At 73.1% G+C, this 24320-nt stretch carries 21 protein-coding genes; 11 read left to right on the forward strand and 10 right to left on the reverse strand.

The features are described from left to right. Positions 1–51 precede the first annotated feature (51 nt). The 5 genes from ACIQCH_RS27795 to ACIQCH_RS27815 all read right to left on the reverse strand — a co-directional run bounded on the left by ACIQCH_RS27795 (position 52) and on the right by ACIQCH_RS27815 (position 6154). Positions 52–894, reverse strand: a complete 843-nt coding sequence (locus ACIQCH_RS27795; protein ID WP_402585232.1) for an SURF1 family protein — start codon at positions 892–894, stop codon at positions 52–54. 120 nt (positions 895–1014) lie between these two features. Then, a complete protein-coding gene (locus ACIQCH_RS27800; protein ID WP_402585234.1) occupies positions 1015–1251 on the reverse strand; it encodes a hypothetical protein in 237 nt (78 codons plus the stop codon). A 64-nt stretch (positions 1252–1315) separates the two neighbouring features. Next, positions 1316–2287 carry a DEDDh family exonuclease gene (locus ACIQCH_RS27805; RefSeq protein WP_402585236.1) on the reverse strand — a complete coding sequence of 324 codons (972 nt, stop codon included), beginning with the start codon at positions 2285–2287 and terminating at the stop codon, positions 1316–1318. A 163-nt stretch (positions 2288–2450) separates the two neighbouring features. Continuing rightward, positions 2451–5213, reverse strand: coding sequence for an RING finger family 4 domain-containing protein (locus ACIQCH_RS27810; RefSeq protein WP_402585238.1), 2763 nt, complete (start codon positions 5211–5213; stop codon positions 2451–2453). 308 nt (positions 5214–5521) lie between these two features. Next, positions 5522–6154 (reverse strand): TetR/AcrR family transcriptional regulator, encoded by a 633-nt coding sequence (locus tag ACIQCH_RS27815; protein ID WP_402585240.1) that lies wholly within the window; start codon positions 6152–6154, stop codon positions 5522–5524. Between the two features lie 134 nt (positions 6155–6288). On the opposite strand from ACIQCH_RS27815, the gene ACIQCH_RS27820 reads away from it, so the two are divergent. From ACIQCH_RS27820 to ACIQCH_RS27835, 4 genes are read left to right on the forward strand one after another with little or no spacing between them, the layout of a single operon-like run. Further along, positions 6289–7086: an acetoacetate decarboxylase family protein gene (locus ACIQCH_RS27820; RefSeq protein ID WP_402585242.1), complete on the forward strand. Its 798-nt coding sequence runs from the start codon at positions 6289–6291 to the stop codon at positions 7084–7086. Next, a complete protein-coding gene (locus ACIQCH_RS27825) occupies positions 7086–7970 on the forward strand; it encodes an SDR family NAD(P)-dependent oxidoreductase (protein WP_402585244.1) in 885 nt (294 codons plus the stop codon). The genes ACIQCH_RS27820 and ACIQCH_RS27825 overlap by 1 nt, the downstream gene beginning before the upstream one ends. A 10-nt stretch (positions 7971–7980) precedes the next feature. Continuing rightward, positions 7981–9297 (forward strand): amidohydrolase family protein, encoded by a 1317-nt coding sequence (locus tag ACIQCH_RS27830; RefSeq protein ID WP_402585246.1) that lies wholly within the window; start codon positions 7981–7983, stop codon positions 9295–9297. Then, positions 9294–10538 carry an amidohydrolase family protein gene (locus ACIQCH_RS27835; protein ID WP_402585248.1) on the forward strand — a complete coding sequence of 415 codons (1245 nt, stop codon included), beginning with the start codon at positions 9294–9296 and terminating at the stop codon, positions 10536–10538. Before ACIQCH_RS27830 ends, ACIQCH_RS27835 begins: the two co-directional genes overlap by 4 nt. 21 nt (positions 10539–10559) lie before the next feature. Here the strand turns inward: ACIQCH_RS27835 and ACIQCH_RS27840 are convergent, their stop codons facing one another. Further along, positions 10560–13649 (reverse strand): NACHT domain-containing protein, encoded by a 3090-nt coding sequence (locus ACIQCH_RS27840; RefSeq protein WP_402585250.1) that lies wholly within the window; start codon positions 13647–13649, stop codon positions 10560–10562. 123 nt (positions 13650–13772) lie between these two features. On the opposite strand from ACIQCH_RS27840, the gene ACIQCH_RS27845 reads away from it, so the two are divergent. The 3 genes from ACIQCH_RS27845 (at position 13773) to ACIQCH_RS27855 (ending at position 16591) form a co-directional block, all read left to right on the forward strand. Further along, positions 13773–14684 (forward strand): sterol desaturase family protein, encoded by a 912-nt coding sequence (locus tag ACIQCH_RS27845; protein WP_402585252.1) that lies wholly within the window; start codon positions 13773–13775, stop codon positions 14682–14684. Then, positions 14681–15403 carry a lysoplasmalogenase gene (locus ACIQCH_RS27850; protein ID WP_402585254.1) on the forward strand — a complete coding sequence of 241 codons (723 nt, stop codon included), beginning with the start codon at positions 14681–14683 and terminating at the stop codon, positions 15401–15403. The genes ACIQCH_RS27845 and ACIQCH_RS27850 overlap by 4 nt, the downstream gene beginning before the upstream one ends. 144 nt (positions 15404–15547) lie before the next feature. Then, a complete protein-coding gene (locus tag ACIQCH_RS27855) occupies positions 15548–16591 on the forward strand; it encodes a zinc-dependent alcohol dehydrogenase family protein (protein ID WP_402585256.1) in 1044 nt (347 codons plus the stop codon). Positions 16592–16678: 87 nt separating this feature from the next. Here the strand turns inward: ACIQCH_RS27855 and ACIQCH_RS27860 are convergent, their stop codons facing one another. Next, positions 16679–18220 (reverse strand): S8 family peptidase, encoded by a 1542-nt coding sequence (locus ACIQCH_RS27860; protein WP_402585258.1) that lies wholly within the window; start codon positions 18218–18220, stop codon positions 16679–16681. A gap of 235 nt (positions 18221–18455) precedes the next feature. Between ACIQCH_RS27860 and ACIQCH_RS27865 the strand changes: the two genes are divergently transcribed. From ACIQCH_RS27865 to moaA, 3 genes are all read left to right on the forward strand, one after another. After that, a complete protein-coding gene (locus ACIQCH_RS27865; protein ID WP_402585260.1) occupies positions 18456–18821 on the forward strand; it encodes a DUF485 domain-containing protein in 366 nt (121 codons plus the stop codon). Next, positions 18818–20455 (forward strand): cation acetate symporter, encoded by a 1638-nt coding sequence (locus ACIQCH_RS27870; RefSeq protein ID WP_402585262.1) that lies wholly within the window; start codon positions 18818–18820, stop codon positions 20453–20455. Before ACIQCH_RS27865 ends, ACIQCH_RS27870 begins: the two co-directional genes overlap by 4 nt. Positions 20456–20643: 188 nt before the next feature. Further along, a complete protein-coding gene (gene moaA / locus ACIQCH_RS27875; RefSeq protein WP_402585264.1) occupies positions 20644–21633 on the forward strand; it encodes a GTP 3',8-cyclase MoaA in 990 nt (329 codons plus the stop codon). A gap of 63 nt (positions 21634–21696) precedes the next feature. Here moaA and ACIQCH_RS27880 read toward each other — a convergent pair whose 3' ends face one another. Further along, positions 21697–21936: a hypothetical protein gene (locus ACIQCH_RS27880; protein WP_402585330.1), complete on the reverse strand. Its 240-nt coding sequence runs from the start codon at positions 21934–21936 to the stop codon at positions 21697–21699. Positions 21937–22077: 141 nt separating this feature from the next. Then, positions 22078–22404 carry a DUF3099 domain-containing protein gene (locus tag ACIQCH_RS27885; RefSeq protein ID WP_402585266.1) on the reverse strand — a complete coding sequence of 109 codons (327 nt, stop codon included), beginning with the start codon at positions 22402–22404 and terminating at the stop codon, positions 22078–22080. A 222-nt stretch (positions 22405–22626) separates the two neighbouring features. Between ACIQCH_RS27885 and ACIQCH_RS27890 the strand changes: the two genes are divergently transcribed. Beyond that, positions 22627–22905: a GlsB/YeaQ/YmgE family stress response membrane protein gene (locus ACIQCH_RS27890; RefSeq protein WP_402585268.1), complete on the forward strand. Its 279-nt coding sequence runs from the start codon at positions 22627–22629 to the stop codon at positions 22903–22905. 129 nt (positions 22906–23034) lie between these two features. Here the strand turns inward: ACIQCH_RS27890 and tyrS are convergent, their stop codons facing one another. Beyond that, on the reverse strand, positions 23035–24300 hold the full coding sequence (gene tyrS / locus ACIQCH_RS27895; RefSeq protein WP_402585270.1) for a tyrosine--tRNA ligase: 1266 nt from the start codon (positions 24298–24300) through the stop codon (positions 23035–23037). Positions 24301–24320 lie beyond the last annotated feature (20 nt).

The raw sequence follows: 24320 nt of genomic DNA on the forward strand, positions 1-24320 counted from the left end.
CCCAACCCCAACCCCGACCCGACCCCAACCCGACCCCGAGCCCAACCCGACTCAAGCCGAAGCGGTCCCCACCCCGGCCGGTTCCGCAGGATCCTCGGGATCGGCAGGATCGGCAGGATCCGCCGAGGCCCCGTCGGCGGCGCCCGCCGCCGCCTCGCGATCGCGCTTCTCCCGCCGGACCATGACCACCCACCCCGCCGGCACACCCGCGGTGAACAGCCACCACTGCACCGCGTACGCCATGTGCGGGCCGATGGAGTCGTGGTCGGGCTCGGCGATCGGCTCGGGGCTGTTGTCCGAGGGCACGGGCGCGGTCAGCTCGACGTACCCGCCGAGCACCGTCCGGTGCTGCAGGGCCGCCTGCTGCGCGCTGTTGATGAGCATCACCTGGCGCGGCGGCAGGCCCTTGAGGTCCTTGATGCCGGAGGCGCCCGTCGTCTCGTCCGCCTTCAGCCGCCCGGTGACCGTCACCTCGCCCTTGGGGGCCGGCGGCACCGCCGGGTAGGCCCGCTGGTCGTCGGCGGCCGGCACCCAGCCGCGGTTGACCATCACCACCCGGCCGTCCCGGAGGACCAGCGGGGTGAGCACGTGCACGCCGACCTGCTCGTCGGTGGAGGTGCGGCGGCGCACGACGACCTCGTGCGCGATGTCGTACGTGCCCGTGGCCGTGACCGTGCGCCAGTAGTCGGAGCGCGGCACGGTGTGCCCGGGGGACGTGAGCTCGGTGACCGGCACCGGTCTCGCGGCCAGGCTCCGGGCGATGAGCTCGTTCTGCGCGACCCGGTTCTCGTGGCGGTGGAACTGCCAGAAGCCCAGCTTGATCATCACGGGGATGAGGAGGAGGGCGAAGAGGGTGAAGCACACCCACTGCCGGGTCAGCAAGAAGCGGTACACGCTCCGACGGTACCCCGCGCGTGCCAGACCCCGACGAGGGGGCCCCGTCCACGCCCGCGGGGCAGTGGGGTGGGAACGCCCGTCGGGGTCCTGAATGTCCTTTATGTGGCGAGACGGTGGTTACCGGACGCTGTCGACGATCCCCACCTTCCCCTCGGCGCGGGCGCAGTGCGCTCCGCAGAACCACTGCCCCTCCACCTCGACGCCCTGCCCGATGATCTGGACCCGGCAGTGCTCGCAGATGGGCGCCATGCGGTGGATGGCGCAGGAGAAGCAGTCGAAGACGTGCACCGCGCCCTGCGCGTGCACCTCGAAGGACATGCCGTAATCGTTTCCGCAGACCTCGCAACGTGCCATGGGCCACAGGGTGGGACCAGCGGGCGGGGCCGGGCGAGCGGGACCCGGGCGAGTCGCCCCACGGTCACCCGTCTGCCGGAGCCACGTCCCGCAGCAGCTGCGTGAAGGCCGCCTCGTCCACCACCGGGGTCCCGAACGAGCGCGCCTTGGCCACCTTGGACGTGGCCGAGTCCGGGTCGTTCGTCACCAGCAGGCTCGTGAGCCGCGACACGCTCGACGCGACGTGCAGGCCCGCCTCGACGGCCCGGTCCTCCAGCAGCTCGCGCTCCACCGAGGTGTCGCCCGAGAACGCCACCCGCATGCCCTGCTTGAGCGGCGCGCCGTCCTCGTACCGACCCGGATTGGGGTACGGGCACGGCGGTCGGCGGCGCGCCGGCCGCCAGCTGACGGACCGGTAGGAGGCCTGGTACCCGATCCTCGGCCGGGCCGGCCCGTCCGACCACTCGGTCAGCGGCCGGCACTCCAGCAGCGGCAGCCGTACGTTGTCCCGCGCGGCCGCGTGCAGCGACGGACGGAAGGCCTCGGCGAGCACCCGGGCGTCGTCCAGCGCGTGGTGGGCGCGCTGCTGCACGACGCCGAAGTGGGCGGCCAGCGACTCCAGCTTGTGGTTGGGCAGCGGCAGCCGCAGTTCCTTCGACAGGGCGATGGTGCACAGCCGCTGACGGACCGGCGCGGTGAGCTCGGCGCGCGCGTACTCGCGGGCGATCATCTGCCAGTCGAACATGGCGTTGTGCGCCACCAGCACGCGGTCGGCCAGCCGCTCGGCGAACTCCTCGGCGACCTCCGGGAACAGGGGGGCGCCCTCGAGGACGTCACTGGTCAGCCCGTGGATCCACACCGGGCCGGGGTCGCGCTCGGGGTTGACCAGCGTGTACCAGTGGTCCTCGACGTTCCCCTGGGCGTCCAGCCGGTAGACGGCGGCGGAGACTATCCGGTCGTCGCGCGCGAGCCCGGTGGTCTCCACGTCGACGACCGCGTACCCCTGGGGGTACGCGGTCGGCCACGTCGTCTCTGCGGTCGTACGGTCCTCGAGCATGGTCACAGAGGATACGGGCCCCCGCTGACAGTGACGGTCCCGCCGGGGTCGATTCCAGCCGCCCGCGCCCCGCGACGAGTGCCCGCGCCCCGCGACGACCGTCCGCGCCCCGGCCGCGGCCGCCCGCGCTTCGTCGAGCTCGCCGCCGCCCGCCGCCGGCCGGTCAGCCCAGCTCGGCGACCAGGTCCCCGGCGGTGGCCTGCCGGAAGCCGGGCCCGTACGCGCCCGCGCCGGGGAACAGCCGGTAGACCGTGCCCGCCGCCCGCTCGGGGGCGGGGCCGCCGTGCACCGTGGCCAGGAAAACCCTCCTGCCGGAGGCCAGTCGGGCCGCCTCGGACGTGACGTCCGCCACCGGTTCGCGCCGGTCCGGGTCCGAGAGCCCCGCGATCCGGTGCGCGAAGGCGGCCACCGGCTCGCCCGCCCGCCGCCGGTGCGTCCAGAGCTCGTCGCCCGCTCCCGGGTGCCCGGCCCGGCGCAGGACCGCCACCTCCCGGGTGCGGGCGGCGGCCCGCCACACCGTCAGGTCCCACAGCGTCACCCGCGCCGCCGCGCCGAACTGCTCGTACACGTCCCGGACCACCTCGCCCAGCCGCGGACCCATCGCGGCGATGCTCTGGTAGCCCTCGGCCGGCGGCAGGTGGACGTCGGTCCACAGCGACCGCCGCCGCTCCAGGTCCACGACCATCGGCAGACAGATCCGGGACTCGCCCGCCAGGTCGAAGCGCTGGCGGACCGAGCGGGGGTCGTACCGGGCGCCGCGCGGCCGGTCGGCGGGCAGCGCCATGAAGCCGGCGAAGGCGTCCGGCAGCTCGTCGAACGGGATGTTGTTGAAGCTGAAGACCAGCGGTACGGCGTACCGGACCCCGTGACCGGCCAGCTGCTCCGGATCGAGGTCCACGTACTCCGTGGCCCCGGCGGGGGCCGGGGCCGAGGTGAGGTCGCCCGAGTGGACGGCGGCGTCCCCGGCGAACCGCAGGGAGGTGTAGTCGCACAGGCCGACGTAGCCCCAGTCGGCGTCGAAGAAGGCCACCGACAGGTCCAGGTCGGTGCGCTCGCCCGCGGGCTCGGTCCAGTGCAGGAACAGCCGCAGCACCTCGCCGGCGGGCACCGGCTGGCGGCTGCCCCGCGGGACCGCGACCAGGGCCTTGGCGGTGGCCCGCTCGGTGAAGGGTACGGTCAGGTCGGCCAGGTCCGTGTCCAGGACGGCGAGGTCGTACGACGCCGGTGGCGCCGCGCCGGCGCCCTCGCCCCCGGCCCCGCCCGTCCGCGTGGCCGTCCGCTCGCCGGCGGACGCGAACCGCCGCAGCACCTCCCCCTCCAGCAACGCCACGGCCTCCGCGACGAAGCGCCCGGGCAGCGGCGGCCGGGTCTCCGGCACCGCCAGGGCGCGGGTGACCTCGCCGGCCGGGAAGAACACCCGGCGCCCCCCGGTACGGTCCTCCGTGCGCACCCGCAGGGCGCCGAGGGCGGACAGCAGCGGGCCGGGTCCCACCTTCGGCAGCCCGTGGCTCAGGGCGTCGGCCAGCTCGGCCGGGAGCCCCTCGGACCCGCTCCCCTCGGGGACCACCACGGCCCCCTTGCCGACGGCCGTACCGTCGGCCGTGGCTGTCCCCGCGCCGGTCCCGCGGCCCCCCGCCGCTACCCGGAGCAGGTGGTCGAGCCGGCGCACCAGTTCGCCGGGGCGCTGCGCGGCGATGGCCGCCGCGGTGCCGAGGTCCCCTGCGGCCAGCGCCTGTTCCAGCCGGCCGGCCCAGGTGGCCGGCCGGATCCGGCCGCCGTCGGCGTCCATCCGTACCGCGTCCGGATGGGCGGCCGCCGTGGCCAGCAGGGCCGCGCCGAGCGCCGTGCCCGGGGAGGCCGGGGTGGCGCGCAGCACGGCGAACGCCAGTGCGGCCCGCGGGTGGCGGGGGTGCCCCTCGAAGGGGTGCAGGGTCTCCGCGGCCCGCTTCCAGGCGGTCGGGTGCCGCAGCACGTCCTCGACCAGGAACGGCACGGGCAACCCGTCCAGCACGCCGAGCAGTTCGCGCCGCAGCCGCCGCGGCAGCCCGCCGAACCGGGGCAGTGGCTGCAGCCCCGCGTCCCCGCCGGACAGCACCGCCAGCACCCGCAGCACGTCGGTGGCCGTGGTCAGCCGCTCCGCGGTCAGTGCCCGTACGGCTGCCCCGGCGCCCTCGGGCCGCGCGGCCATCAGGGTGCCGACCACCAGGGCCTTGGTCTCGCGCACCGGGATCTCGGCGGGCAGCAGCCCGCGCCACACGGGGGAGAGCGGCAGCAGCGCCAACAGGTCGTGACGGTCCTGCGGCGACAGCGGGGTGCGCCGGGCCAGCAGGTCCTCGACCAGCGCGGTCGCGTCGGCGGCCCGGTCGGTGCCCAGCCGGAGCAGCCGCAGCGGGCCCTCGGTGGCGGGCCTGGCCGCGCCGACCGCCCGGACCGCGCGCAGGAACGGCTCGGTGGCGTCGGTCCGGCGGTGGCAGATCGGGCAGCCGTCGTAGTCGCCCCCGCCCCAGCACGGCCCGCACACCAGGTGCGCGCACGGCGACAGCGGACGCACCGTCCTGGCCGCGCCGCACAGCACGCACGGCTGGTCCGGCCGCTGGAGCAGGTGCGCGAAGACCCGGTCGAGGTACAGGGCCTCGGTGTCCCGGGGCACCACGCCGGGGAAGCCGCGGAAGAGCGGGCGGTGGGTCCGGTCCGAACCGAGCAGCCCGTCCACCAGGCCCACCAACCGGGTGTGGGCCGAGGCCAGTTCCTCCGAGCCGAGCCCCGCCAGTGCCGCGTGGAGTCCGGGGGCGACGGTGCAGCCGCGGCCGAGCAGTTCGGCCTCCAGCCTGCGCAGCGCCGGTCCCGGTCCGCCGGCGGGTGCCGGGTCGTGGTCGACGTACACGGTCTGGATCCGGCGCAGCAGGACGGAGTCGGCAGCGTGCAACAGCGGTGTCCCCTTCGGGAGGCGGTGGTGGAACGACGCGCGGGGCCCGTCGGGACACGGGCGGGGGCCGGCCGCCCCGGGCGGTCGTGGCGCGCGGCGGCGGAAGCCGGTGAACGGCGGCGCACGTCGGTGAACGGAGGCGGAGAGAGGGCGCGCGGAGTCTTTTCGAAGGAGTGAGAAGGATGCACGCCGGGGAGCCGCCCCCGTAGGCCCCGATTGGACCACGGGCCACGCACGGCCGCCAAGCCATTAAATCCGGCGACGCGCCCGTGGGACGACGCGCCCGTGGACGGCGCGCCCGTGGGGCGTCACCTCGGCGCGAGCAGCGCCTGCGCCAGGGCCTTCACGGAGACCAGGAAGAGCCGTTCGGGGTCCGCGGGCCGCGCCAGCGCGCGGCGCAGGGCCGGGTCCCCGAGCACCGCCGCGCCCGTCTCCGCCGGGTCCCACAGTTCGCCCTCGCCGGGCGACTGGACGGGGGAGCGCTCGCGGTTGCGCTCCACCAGGACGAAGCCCACGACCTGGAACTGGATGGCCCGTACGGCGTCCGCGGCCCGTGCCCCGCGCAGTCCCGCCGCCCGCACCTCGCGCACCAGCGCCTGCTGGGCGGGCAGAAACATCCGGTCGGTCAGCCCGCGCTCGTGCACCATCGCGATCAGGTGCGGGCGTTCCCGCAGCTCGCGGCGCATGCTGCGGGCCACCGACACCACGCGCTCGGCGGGGGTGCGGCCGGCCGGCCGGATGGCCGCCATGTCCCGTACGGTCCGCTCGACGAGCGCGTCGAGCAGCTGCTCGCGATTGCCCACGTGCCAGTAGATCGAGGTGACCGCCGTGCCCAGTTCGGCGGCGAGCTTGCGCATCGTGAGGGCGTCCGGCCCGTGCTGCCTGACCAGCGCGGCGGCGGCCGCCAGCACCGCCTCGCGGGTGAGCGCGCTCTTCGCCATCGACGTCCTCCTCCGTGGGAATGTCCGACACGCCGTCAGTTTTGCTGTGTGCGGCCCTCTTTACCCTTCATCGGGCTCGGTGTAACTGTGTTACAGAAGCCGTTCGGAAGCCGTCGACGAAGGGTGGCACACCCATGGCACGCGTACGGTACGGAGCGCGCACCGAAGCGGAGATCGCCGCGTCGCGCAGGAAGAGCTCGAACCTCCCCGACATCTGGTCCACGGGCGTCGTGGCCGTCTGGGAGACCGACCCCGACGTGGTGGCGGCGGTCCTCCCGCCGCCCCTCAAGCCCGGCGACCGCCCCCTGGTCCGGGCCAACATCAGCAAGGTCGACCTCCCCGGCTACCCGCTGGGCGCCGGATCCGTGGCGGTGGCCGCCCGCCACGACGGGGTCGAGGGCTGGTACCCCCTGGTCATGCCGATGACCCACGAGCGGGCGCTGACCGGGGGCCGCGAGGTGTTCGGCGAACCCAAGAAGCTCGGCGAGGTCACCGTCGAGCGCGACGGGCTGGTCGTCCGGGCCGCCCTCGCCCGGCACGGCATCGCGTTCGTCGAGGTGCGCGGCGCGGTCAGCGGCGCGCTGCCGCTGCCCGAGCCGACCCGCAAGACCGACTTCTACTTCAAGTTCCTGCCGGCCGTGGACGGTTCGGGCTTCGACGGGGACCCCGTGCTCGTGCACTGCACGCGCAACGAGAAGGTGCGCCGGCTGGAGGGGATCACCGGGGACGTCGTCCTGCGCGAGTCCATGTACGACCCGGTCGCCGACCTGCCCGTACGGCGCCTCGTGGAGATCACCATCGGCGAGAAGACCACCGACCAGCAGGGCCGGGTGGCCGAACGGGTCAGCGCCCAGGCGCTCCTGCCCTACCTCCACCAGCGCTACGACGACCCGCAGCAGGCCTTCGACGGCCCGCCCGAGGGGAGTGCGTGATGCGGCTCGAAGCCGGCCAGACCGCCGTCGTCACCGGGGCCGCGAGCGGCATCGGACTCGCCATGGCCCGCCGCTTCGCCGCCGAGGGCCTCCGGGTTGTCCTCGGCGACGTGGAGGAGGCGGCCCTGCGCAAGGCCGCCGACGAGCTGACGGCGGAGGGTGCCGAGGTGCTCGCCCGCACCGTCGACGTCAGCGACCGCGCCTCCGTCCTCGCCCTCGCCGACGCCGCGTACGAGGCCTTCGGCGCGGTCCACGTGCTGTGCAACAACGCCGGCGTCGGCTCCGGGGCCGAGGGCCGCATGTGGGAGCACGAGCCCAACGACTGGAAGTGGGCCTTCTCCGTCAACGTCTGGGGCGTCTTCCACGGCATCCAGGCCTTCGTCCCCCGCATGATCGCGGGCGGCGCGCCCGGCCACGTCGTCAACACCTCCTCCGGCGACGGCGGCATCGCACCCCTGCCGACCGCCTCCGTCTACGCCGTCACCAAGGCCGCCGTGGTCACCATGACCGAGTCCCTCTACGCCCACCTCAAGGCCGAGGGCGCCGCCGTCGGCGCCTCCGTCCTCTTCCCCGGCCCGCACATGCTGCGCACCGGCCTGTGGGAGTCCCACCGCAACCGCCCCGAGCGGTACGCCAAGCAGCGCCCGCGCAAGAGCCCGTACCGCACCCTCGACCAGTACGAGGCGGCCATGCGGGCGGCCGGGCACGAGGTGGACTTCACCCCCGTGGAGGAGGTCGCCGAGCACGTCGTCGACGGCATCCGCGCCGACCGCTTCTGGATGCTGCCGGCCAGCGAGCACAGCGACCGGCAGATCCGCGCCCGGTCGCAGTCGATGCTCGACCGCGCCAACCCCGCCTACCTGGAAAGCTTCATCCTCGACTGAGGGGCCCGACGTGACAGAAGAAGCCGCACAGCACAGCCCGTCCGGCGCGTACGACGACCCGTACCTGGTCATCTCCTCCGACTGCCACGCGGGCCTGCCCACCGAGCGGTACCGCCCCTACCTCGACTCCCGCTTCCACCGCGCCTTCGACGAGTTCCTCGGCGAGCGCGACGCCCGCCGCGAGGAGGCCACCCGGCTGGGCATCCGCAACGAGGCCTTCGCCGCCAAGTGGTTCCACGACAACGAGGAGGGCCTGCGCGGCGGCTGGGACACCGCCCAGCGCCTGAAGGAGCTCGACGGCGACGGGGTCGCCGCCGAGGTGGTCTTCCCCGACGCGGACGCCGTCGACAGCCAGACCGCCGCCCCCTTCGGCGTCGGTCTCGGCCTCTCCGGCGACCAGGACCCCGAGCTCGGCATGGCCGGCGCCCAGGCGCACAACCGCTGGCTGGCCGAGTTCGTCTCCGAGAACCCCCAGCGGCACTGCGGCGTGGCCCTGCTGCCGATCACGGCGGAGCCGGACGCGGTCGTCGCGGAGATCCACCGGGCCAAGGAGTCCGGCCTCGGGGCCCTGATGATCCCCTCCATGTGGGTCGACAAGGAGCCGTACCACGACCGCCGCTACGACCCGGTGTGGGCGGCCGCCGCCGAGACCGCGATGCCGATCGTCACCCACTCCGGGGCCGCGCCCCGCCACGAGTACGGCGACCACCTGGGCATCTACGTCTCCGAGGTCACCTGGTGGCCGGCCCGGCCGCTGTGGTTCCTGCTCTGGTCGGGCGCCTTCGAGCGGCACCCCGGGCTGAGGTTCGGCGTCGCCGAGTCCGGCTGCTGGTGGCTGCCCAACCAGCTGTGGTTCATGGACCGGCTCTACCTCGGCGCGCACGGCGGCAAGAAGCTCTCGCCCTTCGCGGAGCTCAAGCGGCCGCCGAGCGAGTACCTCGACCGCCAGGTGTTCGTCTGCGCCACCAACACCAAGCGCCGCGAGCTCGCCCAGCGCTACGAGATCGGCGTCGACAACATCCTGTGGGGATCGGACTTCCCGCACCCCGAGGGCACGTGGCCCAACACCCGGCAGTGGCTGCGCAACACCTTCCACGACATCCCCGTCGCGGAGAGCCGCCGGATGCTGGGGCTGGCCGCGGCCGAGGTCTTCGGCTTCGACACGGACGCCCTGGCCCCGGTCGCCCGCCGGATCGGCCCGACCCCGGCCGAACTCGGCCAGTCCCCCGACCAGGCGGCCGTCGAGGCCTCCTGGGCGCGCTCGCGCGAGGCCGGCCGGCACTGGCTGACCGGGCACGACTTCCCGGTCCTGGGGGTGGACGCGTGAGCCCCGCGCACCCGGCGGACGACCGCTACACGGTCATCTCGGCGGACTGCCACGCGGGCGCCGACCTGCTCGACTACAAGCCGTACCTGGAGAAGAAGCACCACGACGACTTCGACGCCTGGGCCGCCACGTACGTCAACCCGTACGAGGACCTCCTCGCCGACACCGCCGACCGCAACTGGAACTCCGACCGCCGGCTCGCCGAGCTGGAGGCCGACGGGATCGTCGCCGAGGTGGTCTTCCCGAACACCATCCCGCCGTTCTTCCCCAACGCATCCCTGATGGCGCAGCCGCCCACCCGCGCCGAGTACGAGCAGCGCTGGGCCGGGCTGCAGGCCCACAACCGCTGGCTCGCCGACTTCTGCGGGCAGGCGCCGGGCCGACGGGCGGGCGTCGTCCAGATCCTCCTCAACGACGTCGACGCGGCGGTGGCCGAGATCCGCCGCACCCGCGCGGCGGGTCTGACCGGCGGCATCCTGCTGCCCGGCGTCCCGCCCGGTTCGGCGGTCCCGGAGCTGTACTCCGAGGCCTACGACCCGATCTGGGCGGTCTGCGCCGAGCTGGACGTACCGGTCAACCACCACGGCGGCTCCGCCTCCCCGCCGCTGGGACCCGAGCCGGCCGCCCGCGCTGTCTTCATGGTGGAGACCACCTGGTTCTCGCACCGGGCCCTGTGGCACCTGGTCTTCGGCGGGGCCTTCCGCCGCCATCCGAGCCTGAAACTGGTGCTGACCGAGCAGGGCTCGGGCTGGATCCCGGGCGTGCTCGACATGCTGGACTACTACCACGGCCGGCTGGTCAGCGCCGCGACGCGGGCGGCCACCGCCGAGTCCAAGTTCGGCGCCGGTCTGGCCGACTCGATGGGGAAGGGGCCGAGCGAGGTCTGGCGGGACAACTGCTTCGTGGGCGCGAGCTTCATGCGCCCCCACGAGGTCCCGCTGCGCGAGCGCATCGGCCTCGACAAGATCATGTGGGGCAGCGACTACCCCCACGACGAGGGCACCACCCCGTACTCCCGCGAGGGCCTGCGCATCGCGTACGCCGGCCTCCCGCGCGCGGAGGTGGCCGCCATGGCCGGCGGCAACGCAGCCCGCGTCTACGGCTTCGACCTGCCGTTCCTCGACGCCCTGGCCGCGAAGCACGGCCCGACGGTCGCGGAGATCGCCGCACCCCTGACCGAGGTGCCTCCCGACGCCACCAGCCCGGCCTTCGCCCGAGGGGGCTCGGTCCGGGTCTGGTGACGGGGGGCCCGCCGGGGTGGCTCAGTACTTCACGTACGTGAGCCGCTCCGGCGGGATCTGCTCGGCGCCCTGGACCTCCGTGCCGGGGTGCACGGTGATCTTCAGCTGGTCCAGTGCGGTGAGCGGCGCGAGGTCGATCGGTCCGGCGCAGTCGACCAGGGCGAGCTCGGCCAGGTTCGGCAGGTTCCTCAGGGCGTCCAGGCCGCCGGTGAAGGTGGACTTGCTCACGCCGAGGAAGGTGAGCTCCTCGTACTGCGGCACGGTCGCGGGGGTGAAAGCGTCCTGTCCCAGGATCTGCAGAGTGCGCAGCGCAGGCTGCACCCGGTGGCCCGCCAGTTGCGCGAGTTGCTTGTCGCCCGCGAGCGTCAGCGATTCGAGGGCGGGCCAGCGTTCGAGTCCCACGAGGTCGAGATGGCGCGCCCCCTTCCACAGGGCCAGCGTCTTCAGGTCGGCGTCGCCGGGGATGTCGCGGACGGAGGCCATCGCCACGGGGTAGTCCAGGGAGAGGTCGGCAAGCCCGCCGAGCTCCGCCAGCGGTGCCAGTGACACGCCCCCGTCCACGCGTGCCAGGGTCAGGCCGCGCAGCGGAAGGCCGGCCAGCGGGGCGAGCGTGGACAGGCTCGGGCAGTCCTGGAAGCCGATATGGGTCAGCTGCGCCATGCCTGCGATCGGTGCCGGATCGGTCAAGCGGAGGTTCCCCAGCAGGGTCAGACGCTCCACCGTGGGGTGTTCGAGCAACTCATGGGGGAGGTCGAGGTCTCCGTTGACGAGCACGCAGCGCAGGCGGCGGAGCCGAGGGAGGGCAGTCGCCTGCTCCTCGCTCTCCACCCACACATACACGTAGTCCAAGGCCACCTCGCCCAGCACCGTTTCCACGTACTCGTCCACGTCGAAGTGGGCCCAGCCGCGGCTCAGCTGGACGACCGCCCGGGCGCGGCTGTCGTGCCGGAACCGGGTGATGAGCGCCAGTGCGCGTGGCGTGCCGACGACGGCGGCGGTGCGGATGACTGCCGCGGCCTCCTCCTCGCTCAGCGACTCCGGGCCGGGCAGCAGGTCAAGGACCAGCTCTCCTGCCTTGGCCAGCTCCTCCGCGTCCGTGAGGGAGGCTGGCGGCACCAGTTCGGCGGTCCGGGACTGGATTTCCCCGTGCAGGGACGGGTCCAGCTCCGGGGCGTGTTCGAGGCCGGAGGCGGCGAGGAGGACCAGGCGGTTGCGGGCGCCCTTGACCTTGTCGGCGCGCTTCAGCAGGCCTCGCAGGATGCGGGCCCGCTCGTCGGGGCGGGCGTGGCCCACCGCCATGCGGACGACGTCGTCCCAGGTGTCGTCGTGGGCGTTCTTCACCAGGACGCCGAAGTCCCGCGACTCGACCGCCGCCTTCGCGCCCAGGTAGTCCTGGAAGGTGCGGTGGACGAAGTCCACCGAGCCCTTCACCGGCTCGCGCAGCAGCCCGCTGCGGATCAGCAGGTGCGCGAACACCCGCTCCGCGTCGCCCTGTTCCCGCACCTGGGGCATGGCCTCCAGCCACTCCGCCACCAGCGCGACGGCCTCGTCCCGGCCCGCCTCCACCTGGCCGTTGCGGATCAGCCAGTACGCGAACCGCTGGAGCAGCAGGATCTGCTCGTCCCGGGTGAGGTAGACCCCCTCGACCCCGCCGATCTCCCGCTCGGTGTCGCGGCGTACCAGCAGCATGTCCAGCGCGGCGTCGTACAGCTCCTTCCGAGCCCGGGGGAGCTGCATGCGGCGGTCCCGGTTCAGCGCGCACAGCAGGGCGCACATCAGCGGGTTCGTCGCGAGCCGGCCCAGGTCCCGGCGGGCGGAGACGGCCTCCCGCAGCGAGGCCTCGTACGCGTCGAGGTCCTCACCGGCGGAGCCGCCCTCGGCCCGCGCCGCCGCGTGCCAGTGCGCGATGAACGCGCCCACGTCCTCCCGCTCCATCGGCAGCAGCGCGTGCGGCACGAAGCCCTGCCCCGCGAGCCAGTCCTCCGGCACCGCCGACGGGCGGGTGGTCACCACGTACCGGGCCTTCGGGAAGGCGGAGACCAGCGAACGCAGCCAGGTCTCCGTCCGGCCGCGCAGCCGCTGCGGGACCTCGTCCACCCCGTCGACCAGGACCAGCGCCCGCCCGCTCAGCATCAGGTCCTCGACCCACCCCGGCGGGGCGGACAGCGGCACACCCGAGGCCTTCGGGAAATCCGCCGGCAGCGGCAGGGCGTCGGCCGTCGTGAACGAGCGCAGCCGCAGCACGAACGGCACGCACGTGCTCCACGGCCCGCCCTCCTGCCGGGCGGCGTTGACGGCGAGCCACTGCAGCAGCGTGCTCTTGCCCGAGCCCGCCGGGCCGCGCAGCAGCACCCGGTCCGCCGCACCCAGGGCCTGTTCCGCCTTGAGCACGGTCTGGTGCGGGACCGGCTCGTCCGGTTGCAGCCGGTGCTGCTCGGTACTGACCGCCAGGCTGATGTACGCCAGGTCCAGGGGCCACTCGCGGCGGCCCGTGCCGAGGGTGAGGCCGAAGAGCTGGAGGCGGCCGTGGGTGTCCGCGACGTACCGCGCGTACCGCTCCTCGAAGGCGTGGGCCGCGCCGTCGGTCCGGGCCGCGAGGCGGTCGACCGTACGCTGCAGCGCGCCCGCACGCCGCACCAGTTCGACGTCCGCACGGGCGCCGAACGACGGCATCGCCGTGAGGTGCTCCACCACCTGCACGCACACCAGCCGGACCAGCTCCCCGCACACGGCCTCCGCCGCCGCGCTCAGCCCCGCCCCCGACGGGACCCGTACCCGCGCCGCCAGCCCGACGGGGTCCAGGTCCGCCGCGAAGGCGGTGTCGGCGTCCAGCGGGCCCAGGGCCGCGAAGGCGTCGGCCACCGCGTCGAGGGCGGCCAGCCGCTCGTGCTCCGGCAGCCCGGTCACGGCCGGGCCGAGCCGGTCCGCGAGACCCTCGGCGAGCCGGTGCAGCTCCGGCCCGCCGAGCTCCGCCGGGCGCTGCCAGCGCCGCCCCGGGCGTACCGGCCGCTCCGTCAGACCCGCCCCCGGCACCTGGCCGAGCCGCGACCGGTAGAGCCATCCCCCCACCGCGGTCGCCGTGCGTAAGACGGCCGTTTCGATACCCGTCATCCCCCCGGACCCCCTCCCCTGGAACGTGCACGGACCCTATCCCGCGAACCCTCGGTAACCCCGCCGGATACCGATCGGTAACAACCTCTAGCGGTGCCGCGCCCCCAGCCCTATGGTGCGGGCATGCCGAACCTGCCCGACGTCGTGCTGTGGTCCATACCCGCCTTCGTGCTGCTCACGGTCCTGGAGGCGGTGAGCTACCGGGTCCATCCGGACGAGGACGCCGCCGGGTACGAGGCGAAGGACACGGCCACCAGCCTGACCATGGGGCTCGGCAGCCTCTTCTTCGACTTCTTCTCGAAGATCCCGTTCGTCGCGCTCTACACGGTGGTGTACGAACTGACCCCGCTGCGGGTGCCGTTCCTGTGGTGGACCTTCGCGCTCATGCTGCTCGCGCAGGACTTCTGCTACTACTGGCAGCACCGCAGCCACCACGTGGTCCGCATCCTGTGGGCCTCGCACGTGGTGCACCACAGCAGCCGCAGGTTCAACCTCTCCACCGCGCTGCGCCAGCCCTGGACCGGCGCCACCTCGTGGCCCTTCTACCTGCCGCTGATCGCGCTCGGCGTGCACCCGGCGGCGCTGGCCTTCTGCTACTCGGTGAACCTCCTGTACCAGTTCTGGATCCACACCGAGCGGATCGACAGGCTGCCGCGCCCCGTCGAGTACGTCTTCAACACCCCCTCGCACCACCGCGTGCACCACGCCTCGCAGGGCGGCTACCTGGACCGCAACTACGGCGGGATCCTGATCGTCTGGGACCGGACGTTCGGCTCGTTCACGGCCGAGACCGAACGGCCGGTCTTCGGCCTGACGAAGAACATCGCCACCCACAACCCGCTGCGGGTGGCCACCCACGAGTACGCCGCCATCGCCCGCGACGTACGGGCCGCCACGAGCTGGCGCGAGCGGACCGGCCGGGTCTTCAAGGGCCCCGGCTGGCAGCCGGCCCCGGCCCCGGCCCCGGCCCCGGCTCCCGTCCCGACCGCACCCGCCGCCCCCACCCCCTCGACCCCCACGGAGTCCCCCGCATGAGCGCCCGCACCGCCCCGACGCCCGACCCGGTCGGCGGCACCGCCGCAGGGCTCCGCGTGCCCTCCTGGGCCGCGCCCAAGGTCGCCGGGCACCGCGACGCGGTGGCCCGCGGGCTGCTGGTCGCCTTCGGCGCCGCGTCCGTCCTCGACCTCGGCGCCCTGCTCGCCGGCTGGCACCCCGGGCACGTGCTCGCCAAGCCGCTGCTGATGCCGCTGCTCGTGGGCTACGTCCTGACCCGGCGCGGCCCCTGGCTGCTGGTGGCCGCGCTCGCCTTCGGGTGGGGCGGTGACCTGGCGCTGCTCTTCGACGCCGACCCGGCCTTCCTCGTCGGCATGGGCTCCTTCGCCCTCGGGCACGTCTGCTACCTCGTGCTCTTCGGCCGCGCCCGCGCCCATCCGCTGCTCGGAGCGGCGTACGCCCTCGCCCTGGTCACCACCGTCAGCCTGCTCTGGTCCGACCTGCCGGCCGAGCTGCGCATCCCGGTGGCGGGCTACAGCCTGCTGCTGACCGCCATGGCCTTCCGCTCAGGCGTCCTGGGCCCGGTCGCGGGCATCGGCGGGGCGCTGTTCCTGCTCTCCGACACCCTGATCGCCACGGGCGTGGCCGAGTGGCCCCAGCTTCCCCGGCCCGACTTCTGGATCATGCTCACGTACCTCGCGGCCCAGTACCTGCTGGCCGCGGGCGGCCTGCGGCCCGGCGTACGCACCCTTCGCCCATAGGCGGGGTGTCTCCGCACCCGTCGCGGAACGACCCCCTCCGCCCGGGCCCGGCCGACCACCCGGGCGTACGGTAGGGACGTCATACCCGCGCGGGCCGCGATCCGGATCCGGCGGGCCAGTACCCGAAGGCAAGGAACGCCGAACATGCGCGCCACCGTCATCCACGCCCCGCACGACATCCGCGTGGAGGAGGTGCCCGACGCCGCCGTCAAGCAGCCGCAGGACGCCGTCGTCCGCGTGCTGCGCGCCTGCATCTGCGGCAGCGACCTGTGGGCCTACCGCGGCGAGGCCAAGCGCGAGCCGGGCCAGCGCATCGGCCACGAGTTCCTCGGCATCGTCGAGGAGACCGGCTCCGAGGTGTCCGGCTTCCGCGCCGGCGACCTCGTCGTGGCCCCCTTCATGTGGTCCGACGGCACCTGCGACTACTGCCGCGAGGGCCTGCACACGTCCTGCGTGCACGGCGGCTTCTGGGGCTCCGTGGGCTTCGACGGCGGTCAGGGCGAGGCCGTCCGCGTCCCGCACGCCGACGGCACGCTGGTGAAGCTGCCCGCCGCGGCCGCCTCCGACGACCACCTGCTGACCGCGCTGCTCGCGCTCTCCGACGTCATGGGCACCGGTCACCACGCCGCCCTCGGCGCGGGCGTGCGCGAGGGCTCCACCGTCGCCGTGGTGGGCGACGGCGCGGTGGGTCTGTGCGGCGTCCTGGCGGCCAAGCGACTGGGCGCCGACCGCATCATCGCGCTGGGCCGGCACAGCGCCCGTACCGACATCGCCAAGCGCTTCGGCGCCACCGACGTGGTCGCCGAGCGCGGGGAGGCCGCCGAGGCCGCCGTGCGCGAGCTCACCGGCGGCCAGGGCGCGCACGCGGTCGTCGAGGCCGTCGGCACCGAGCAGTCCATGCGCACCGCCGTGAACATCACCCGCGACGGCGGCGCCATCGGTTACGTGGGCGTGCCGCACGGCAGCGGCACCGGCCTGGACCTCGGCGTCATGTTCGACCGGAACATCACCCTGCGCGGCGGAGTCGCCCCGGTCCGGGCGTACCTGCCCGAGCTGCTCGCGGACGTCCTCGACGGCACCATCGACCCGTCCCCGGTCTTCGACCGCGCGGTCACCCTGGACGAGGTCCCCGACGGCTACCGCGCGATGGACGACCGCTCCGCCCTGAAGGTGCTCATCAAGCCCTGACCCGGCCGAGTATGACGAGAGGGGCCGGGCGAAACGATTCCGCCCGGCCCCTCCCCCGCGTGTGACGTACCGCGGGTCAGGCTGCTGCTACCACTTCACGGCGCGCAGCGCGTTGACCAGGCCCGCGCCGTAGTAGCCCGTCTGGGTGCCGTACGACTTGCACGTCGCGGTGGCGTCCACCAGCGCGCCGGTGGCGTCGTAGACCTTGTCGGGGCAGGCCATCTCGTCCGCCTCGGCCTTCATCAGCGCCTGCACCTGGGCCGGGGTGAAGTTCGGGTGCTTGCTCTTGATGAGCGCCGCGACGCCCGCCACGTGCGGGCCGGCCATCGAGGTGCCCTGCTTGTAGCCGTAGCCGCCGCCCGGCAGGGTCGACAGGACGCGCCCGTTCTTGTCCGGGGTGTCCGGCACCTGCCACTTGTCGCCGCCGGGGCCGGCGACGTCGATGACGCCCAGGCCGTAGCTCGAGTAGTACGAGCGGAGGCCCTGGTCACCCGTGGCCGACACCGACACGACACCCGGCAGCTGCGTCGGCAGGTCGAGGCACTTGCGCGGGTCGATGGTGCGCGTCACCGGGGTGGCGTCGTCGGGGCTGGTGGTGTCGACGATGGACTCGCCGGCCAGGTCCCAGTTCGAGTTGCCGGCCGAGGCCACGTTGAGCGTGCCCTTGCGCTCGGCGTACTTGGTGGCGCGCCCGATGGCCTCGACGAGGGCCTTCTGGTCGTCGTCGTCCTTGCAGTTGAAGTACCACGGGTCGACGTAGTAGCTGTTGTTCGTCACCTGGATGTTGTGCTCGGCGGCGAACACGAAGCCGCAGACCACGGCCTCGGTGAAGAAGAGGCTGGTGCCCGGCTCGCTGACCTTGATGCCCGCGACCTTCACGCCGGGGGCGACACCGCTGATGCCGACGCCGTTGCGGGCCGCCGCGATGGTGCCCGCCACGTGCGTGCCGTGGTCGCTGCCGTCGGCGTACGGGCGCCAGGCGCCGTCCGTCTGGTCCGCGACGCCGCCGACACAGTTGGCCGACTGGTCCTTGGAGAAGTTCGGGGCCAGATCGGGGTGGGTGTCGTCGACACCCGTGTCGATGACGCCGACGGTCACCTTGGAGCTGCCAAGGTTGATCGCGTGCGCCTCGTCGGCCTTGATCTTCCGGAGGTCCCACTGGTTGGGCTCCAGCGGCTCCTGACCGGGAGCGGCCTCGGCGGCGGCCTTGGCGGCCTCGTCCGCGGTGAGGACCTGGGTGCTGCCCTCCTCCGTGGTCTGGACGGGCGACAGCGGGGCGGTGCGGGTGGCACCGGCCGAGGTCACGCCCTTCGCGGCGCGGATCTGCTTCGCGAAGTCGGGGTTCTGGGAGTGGACGACGACGACGCCGATCTGCTCATAGGCGTGCACGACCGTGCCGCCCACCGCCTCGATCGCCTTCGTCACCTGCTTGGCCGTACCCGGACCGGTGCGCTCCAGGTTGACCACGTACGACAGCTTCGGACCGGTGTAGTCCGAGGCGGTCGCGGCCACTCCGTCGAGCGTGGCCGCCGAGGCCGTCATCGCGGGGAGGACACCGAGCGAAGCCGTGAGCGCCAGACCGATCGGCACGGCCAGCAGGCGTCGGCGTCCGGATCCCAGATGAGCCATGGGTTCTCCACATCATCCGTGAAAAAGCCGTCCGCGCAGGTTGCGCTGGACGGGTACATGACGAGTGAAGCTAGCGCCGATCTTCCCGCTTGAGCAATGAATTCCGAAAGAAAAATCGGGTGTTGAACCGTCCAGCCCTGCCGTCCGTGCCGTTGACAGGGGGAACGTGTCACACCTTCCCCCCACGGAGGTCGTTTTGTCCGCTCCCATCGCACCCGCCCCGCAAGGAGACCCCGTGAGCACCGAAGCACCCCCGCCCCCCGGCAGCGCGGGCACGCGCCGGCCCGGGCCCTCGGCCGAGGAGTTCGCCGCCGTCCAGCAGAGCCCGGAGTTCGGCGAGCTGCGCCGCTCCTACCGCTCGTTCGCCTTCCCGCTCACCGTGGCGTTCATCGCCTGGTACCTGGTCTACGTGCTGCTGTCGAACTACGCCGGCGGGTTCATGGGCATCAAGCTCCTCGGCAACGTCAACGTCGCCCTCGTGCTCGGACTCGCCCAGTTCGCCACCACGTTCCTGATCGCCTGGTGGTACTCCCGGCACGCCGCCGCCGTCCTCGACCCGCAGGCGGAGTCCATCAAGTCCGGTATGGAGGACGGCGCATGAGCGGCATCGCGCACACCCCGGCCGTCCCGCTCGCGGCCGGGGCCGCCACCGAGCACCGTCCCCTGATCATCACCCTCTTCGCCCTGTTCGTCGTCGCCACCCTGATCATCACGATCTGGGCCGGCCGCCAGACCCGCGGCGCCGCCGACTTCTACGCCGGCGGCCGCCAGTTCACCGGCTTCCAGAACGGCCTGGCCATCTCCGGCGACTACATGTCCGCCGCTTCGTTCCTCGGCATCGCCGGGGCCATCGCCCTCTTCGGCTACGACGGCTTCCTGTACTCCATCGGCTTCCTGGTGGCCTGGCTGGTGGCCCTCCTCCTGGTCGCCGAGCCCCTGCGCAACTCCGGCCGCTACACGATGGGCGACGTCCTCGCCTACCGGATGCGCCAGCGCCCCGTCCGCACCGCCGCCGGCACGTCCACCATCGTCGTCTCCATCTTCTATTTGCTCGCGCAGATGGCCGGCGCGGGCGTCCTGGTCTCGCTGCTGCTCGGCATCACCAGCGACGGCGGCAAGGTCGCGATCGTCGCCCTGGTCGGCGTACTGATGATCGTCTACGTGACCATCGGCGGCATGAAGGGCACCACCTGGGTGCAGATGGTCAAGGCCGTCCTGCTCATCGCCGGCGCCCTGCTCATCACCTTCCTGGTGATGCTCAAGTTCGACTTCAGCATCTCCGAGCTGCTCGGCCGGGCCGCCGAGAACAGCGGCAAGGGCAGTTCCTTCCTGGAGCCGGGTCTGAAGTACGGCAAGGACGCCACCACCAAGCTCGACTTCATCTCCCTCGGCCTCGCCCTGGTCCTGGGCACCGCGGGCCTGCCGCACATCCTGATCCGCTTCTACACGGTTCCCACGGCCAAGGCCGCGCGCAAGTCCGTGAACTGGGCCATCGGCATCATCGGCGCCTTCTACCTGATGACCATCGCCCTCGGCTTCGGCGCCGCCGCCCTCCTGGACCGCGACGCGATCACCACGTCCAACAAGGCCGGCAACACCGCCGCGCCCATGCTCGCCGAGGCCGTCGGGGGCGGCGCCGGCTCCACCGGCGGCGCGGTCCTGCTGGCCGTCATCTCCGCCGTCGCCTTCGCCACCATCCTCGCGGTCGTCGCCGGCCTCACCCTCGCCTCCTCCTCGTCCTTCGCGCACGACCTCTACGTCAACGTGATTCGCAGGGGCAACGCCACCGAGCAGGAAGAGGTACGGGCCGCCCGCTGGGCCACCGTCGGCATCGGCGCCGTCGCCATCGGCCTGGGCACCCTGGCCCGGGACCTCAACGTCGCCGGTCTGGTCGCCCTCGCCTTCGCCGTCGCCGCCTCGGCCAACCTGCCGACGATCCTGTACAGCCTCTTCTGGAAGCGCTTCACCACCCGGGGCGCGCTCTGGTCCATCTACGGCGGCCTGATCTCCTCGGTGGTCCTCGTCCTCTTCTCGCCGGTGGTCTCCGGCAAGGAGACGTCGATGTTCAAGAACGCCGACTTCTACTGGTTCCCCCTGGAGAACCCCGGCATCGTCTCCATCCCGCTCGGCTTCCTGCTCGGCTGGCTCGGCACCGTCCTGTCCAAGGAGCCCGCCGACCAGCAGAAGTACGCCGAGCTGGAGGTCCGCTCGCTCACCGGCACGGGCGCCCACTGACCCCCCCCACGGGATCCGGCGGCTGCCCTCCGGCACCCGCCGTTCACGCAGCGTGGCCGCGTCGTACTTCTCTACGACGCGGCCTCGCCGCGTCTCGTTCCTTCGGGCACCTCTGTCCGTAACACGCGTCGCGTAGGCTCGAACACGTAGCTGAACCTCTACACATCCGGACACGGGAGGGGGCCACAGTGCTCATCGACACCTACGGCCGCGTGGCGACCGACCTGCGGGTCTCTCTCACGGACCGGTGCAACCTGCGCTGTACGTACTGCATGCCCGAGGAAGGCCTGCAGTGGCTGGCCAAGCCCGACCTGCTCACCGACGAAGAGATCGTCCGCCTGGTCCGGATCGCCGTCACCCACCTCGGCGTCGCCGAGGTCCGCTTCACCGGTGGCGAGCCGCTGCTGCGCCCCGGCCTGGTCGGCATCGTGGAGCAGTGCGCCGCCCTGGAGCCGCGCCCCCGGATGTCCCTGACCACCAACGGCATCGGCCTCAAGCGCACCGCCGCCGCCCTCAAGGCCGCCGGCCTCGACCGCGTGAACGTCTCGCTCGACACCCTGCGCCCGGACGTCTTCAAGACCCTCACCCGCCGCGACCGCCACCACGACGTGGTCGACGGCATGGCCGCCGCCCGCGACGCGGGCCTCACCCCGGTCAAGGTCAACGCCGTCCTCATGCCCGGCCTCAACGACGACGAGGCCCCCGACCTGCTGGCCTGGGCCGTCGAGCAGGGCTACGAACTGCGCTTCATCGAGCAGATGCCGCTCGACGCCCAGCACGGCTGGAAGCGCGACGGCATGATCACCGCCGGGGACATCCTCGCCTCGCTGCGCACCCGCTTCACCCTCACCGAGGAGGGCGCCGCCGAACGCGGCTCCGCCCCCGCCGAGCGCTGGATCGTCGACGGCGGCCCGGCCACCGTCGGGGTCATCGCCTCCGTCACCCGGCCGTTCTGCCGGGCCTGCGACCGGACCCGGCTGACCGCGGACGGCCAGGTGCGCACCTGCCTGTTCGCCACCGAGGAGTCCGACCTGCGCGGAGCCCTGCGCTCGGGTGCCCCGGACGAGGAGATCGCCCGCCTGTGGAAGGTGGCGATGTGGGGGAAGAAGGCCGGCTCCGGCCTCGACGACCCGTCCTTCCTCCAGCCCGACCGCCCGATGTCGGCCATCGGCGGCTGACCTCCGGGGGCTCCGGGGGCTCCGGGGCCCCGGGGCCCCCGGAGCCCACGCGGCCCACGGTGCCTACAGGACCTCCGGGTCCTGCCAGTCCTCGAACTTCACGACGTCCTTGAGGAATCCGCGCACCCCCAGGAACTGGGACAGGTGCTCGCGGTGCTCCTCGCACGCCAGCCACGTCTTGCGACGCTCGGGCGTGTGCAGCTTCGGGTTGTTCCAGGCCAGGACCCAGACCGCGGCGGCGCGGCAGCCCTTGGCGGAGCAGATCGGGGTGGCGGGGGACTCGTCGGGTCCGATGGGGAGGATCACGCCTCAACCCTAGAAGACGAAATGACGACGCCGAGCAGCCACGGGGGGAGCTGCCCGGCGTCGGTCTGTCGCTCCGACGGGGGATGCGGAGCGCCTAGGCAGTATGTCACGCAGGACCCGGTGCGGTGCAGCGGAACTTCATGATTGATCTGAGCTTTTATTGAGGTTTCCCGCGTCCAGTGCCGGGCGCACCGGCGCCGGGACGAAGTGCGAGGGCAGGGAGGGCGCCCGCTCGCGCCCCGCGTTGGCGATGACCACGGCGACGTACGGCAGCAGCGCGCCCGCGACGAGCGTGACCACGGCCACGTACCGCTCGACGTTCCACAACAGCACGGTGAGGATCACCGACACCGTGCGGATGCCCATCGAGATCACGTAGCGGCGCTGGCGACCACGTACGTCCTCGGCCAGTCCCTGCCGGGCTCCGGTGATCCGGAACACCTCGGTACCGTTCCGCTTCCGCACCGCTCCACCACCCCATCGTGCCGCCGGGCAGCCTCCTCGCCCGGGCCGGACCTCCACGGTACGCCCGGTCCCGGGTGCTGCCGAGGGCGGGGGTCGGGCCTTCGGCGGACGGCCGCGATGACCTCCCCCGGACGGAGGCGTCCGACATGCGTAATTCGCCCGGTCGGACGAGACTTGAGCGCACCTGCGCGGTAAACGCGGCATGCCGCATGAGGAGGCGACATGAGTTGGTTGTGGGCGATCATCGTGGGCTTCGTGCTCGGGCTCATCGCCCGGGCGGTCCTGCCCGGCAAGCAGCACCAGCCCCTGTGGCTGACGACCCTCTTCGGCATGGCCGGCGCCATCCTCGGCAACGCGGTGGCCGGCTGGATCGGGGTCGCGGACACCCGGGGCGTCGACTGGACCCGCCACCTGCTGCAGTTGGCGTGCGCGATCGCCGTCGTGGCGCTCGGCGACATGATGTACATGGCGATCCGGGGCAAGCGCGGCCAGACGACGTGACGGGGAGCGGTACCCGTGGGCTCCCGTCGAGGCCCACGGGTACGGCGAAGGGGCCGGCCCGCACGGTGCGTGCGGACCGGCCCCTTCGCCGTGTGCTGCCGGGAGGGCCCGGAGCCGTCGTCGGCGCCGTCAGCCGGTGAGCTCCACCGCGGCCAGGTTCTTCTTGCCGCGACGCAGCACCAGCCAACGCCCGTGCAGCAGCTCCTCCCGGGCCGGGACGGCGTCCTCGGCGGTGATCTTGACGTTGTTCACGTACGCCCCGCCCTCCTTGACCGTACGGCGACCGGCCGACTTGCTCGCGACCAGGCCGGTCTCGGCGAGCAGGTCCGGCACCGCCACGAGCTCGGAGACCGTGGCGTGCGGCAGCTCGGAGAGGGCCGCGGCCAGCGTGGCCTCGTCCAGCTCCGCCAGGTCGCCCTGCCCGAAGAGGGCCTTCGAGGCGGCGATCACGGCGGCGCACTGGTCGGCGCCGTGCACCAGCGTGGTGAGCTCCTCGGCCAGCGCGCGCTGCGCGGCGCGCGCCTGCGGCCGCTCCGCGGTCTGCGCCTCCAGCGCCTCCAGCTCCTCGCGGCTCTTGAAGGACAGGATGCGCAGGTACGTGGAGACGTCCCGGTCGTCCACGTTCAGCCAGAACTGGTAGAACGCGTACGGCGTGGTCAGCTCCGGGTCCAGCCAGACGGCGCCGCTCTCGGTCTTGCCGAACTTCGTGCCGTCCGCCTTGACCATCAGCGGGGTGGCCAGCGCGTGCACCTGCGCGTGCGGCTCCAGCTTGTGGATCAGGTCGAGGCCGGCCACCAGGTTGCCCCACTGGTCGGACCCGCCCTGCTGCAGCGTGCAGCCGTGGCGCCGGTACAGCTCCAGGAAGTCCATGCCCTGCAGCAGCTGGTAGCTGAACTCGGTGTAGCTGATGCCCTCCTGGGACTCCAGCCGGCGGGCGACCGAGTCCTTGGTCAGCATCTTGTTGACGCGGAAGTGCTTGCCGATGTCCCGCAGGAACTCGATGGCGGACAGGCCCGCCGTCCAGTCCAGGTTGTTCACCATCACCGCGGCGTTCTCGCCCTCGAAGGACAGGAACGGCTCGATCTGGGTGCGCAGCCGGTTGACCCAGTTCGCGACCGTCTCCGGGTCGTTCAGGGTCCGCTCGGCCGTCGGGCGCGGGTCACCGATCTGCCCCGTGGCCCCGCCGACCAGCGCCAGCGGCCGGTGGCCGGCCTGCTGGAGCCGGCGCACGGTGAGCACCTGTACCAGGTGCCCCACGTGCAGCGACGGGGCCGTCGGGTCGAAGCCGCAATAGAAGGTGACCGGACCGTCCGCGAGCGCCTTGCGCAGGGCGTCCTCGTCGGTGGACTGGGCGAACAGCCCGCGCCACTTCAGTTCGTCGACGATGTCCGTCACGGTCTTTCGACTCCTTCGAA

The sequence above is a fragment of the Streptomyces sp. NPDC093225 genome (assembly GCF_044753805.1).
GTDB lineage: Bacteria > Actinomycetota > Actinomycetes > Streptomycetales > Streptomycetaceae > Streptomyces.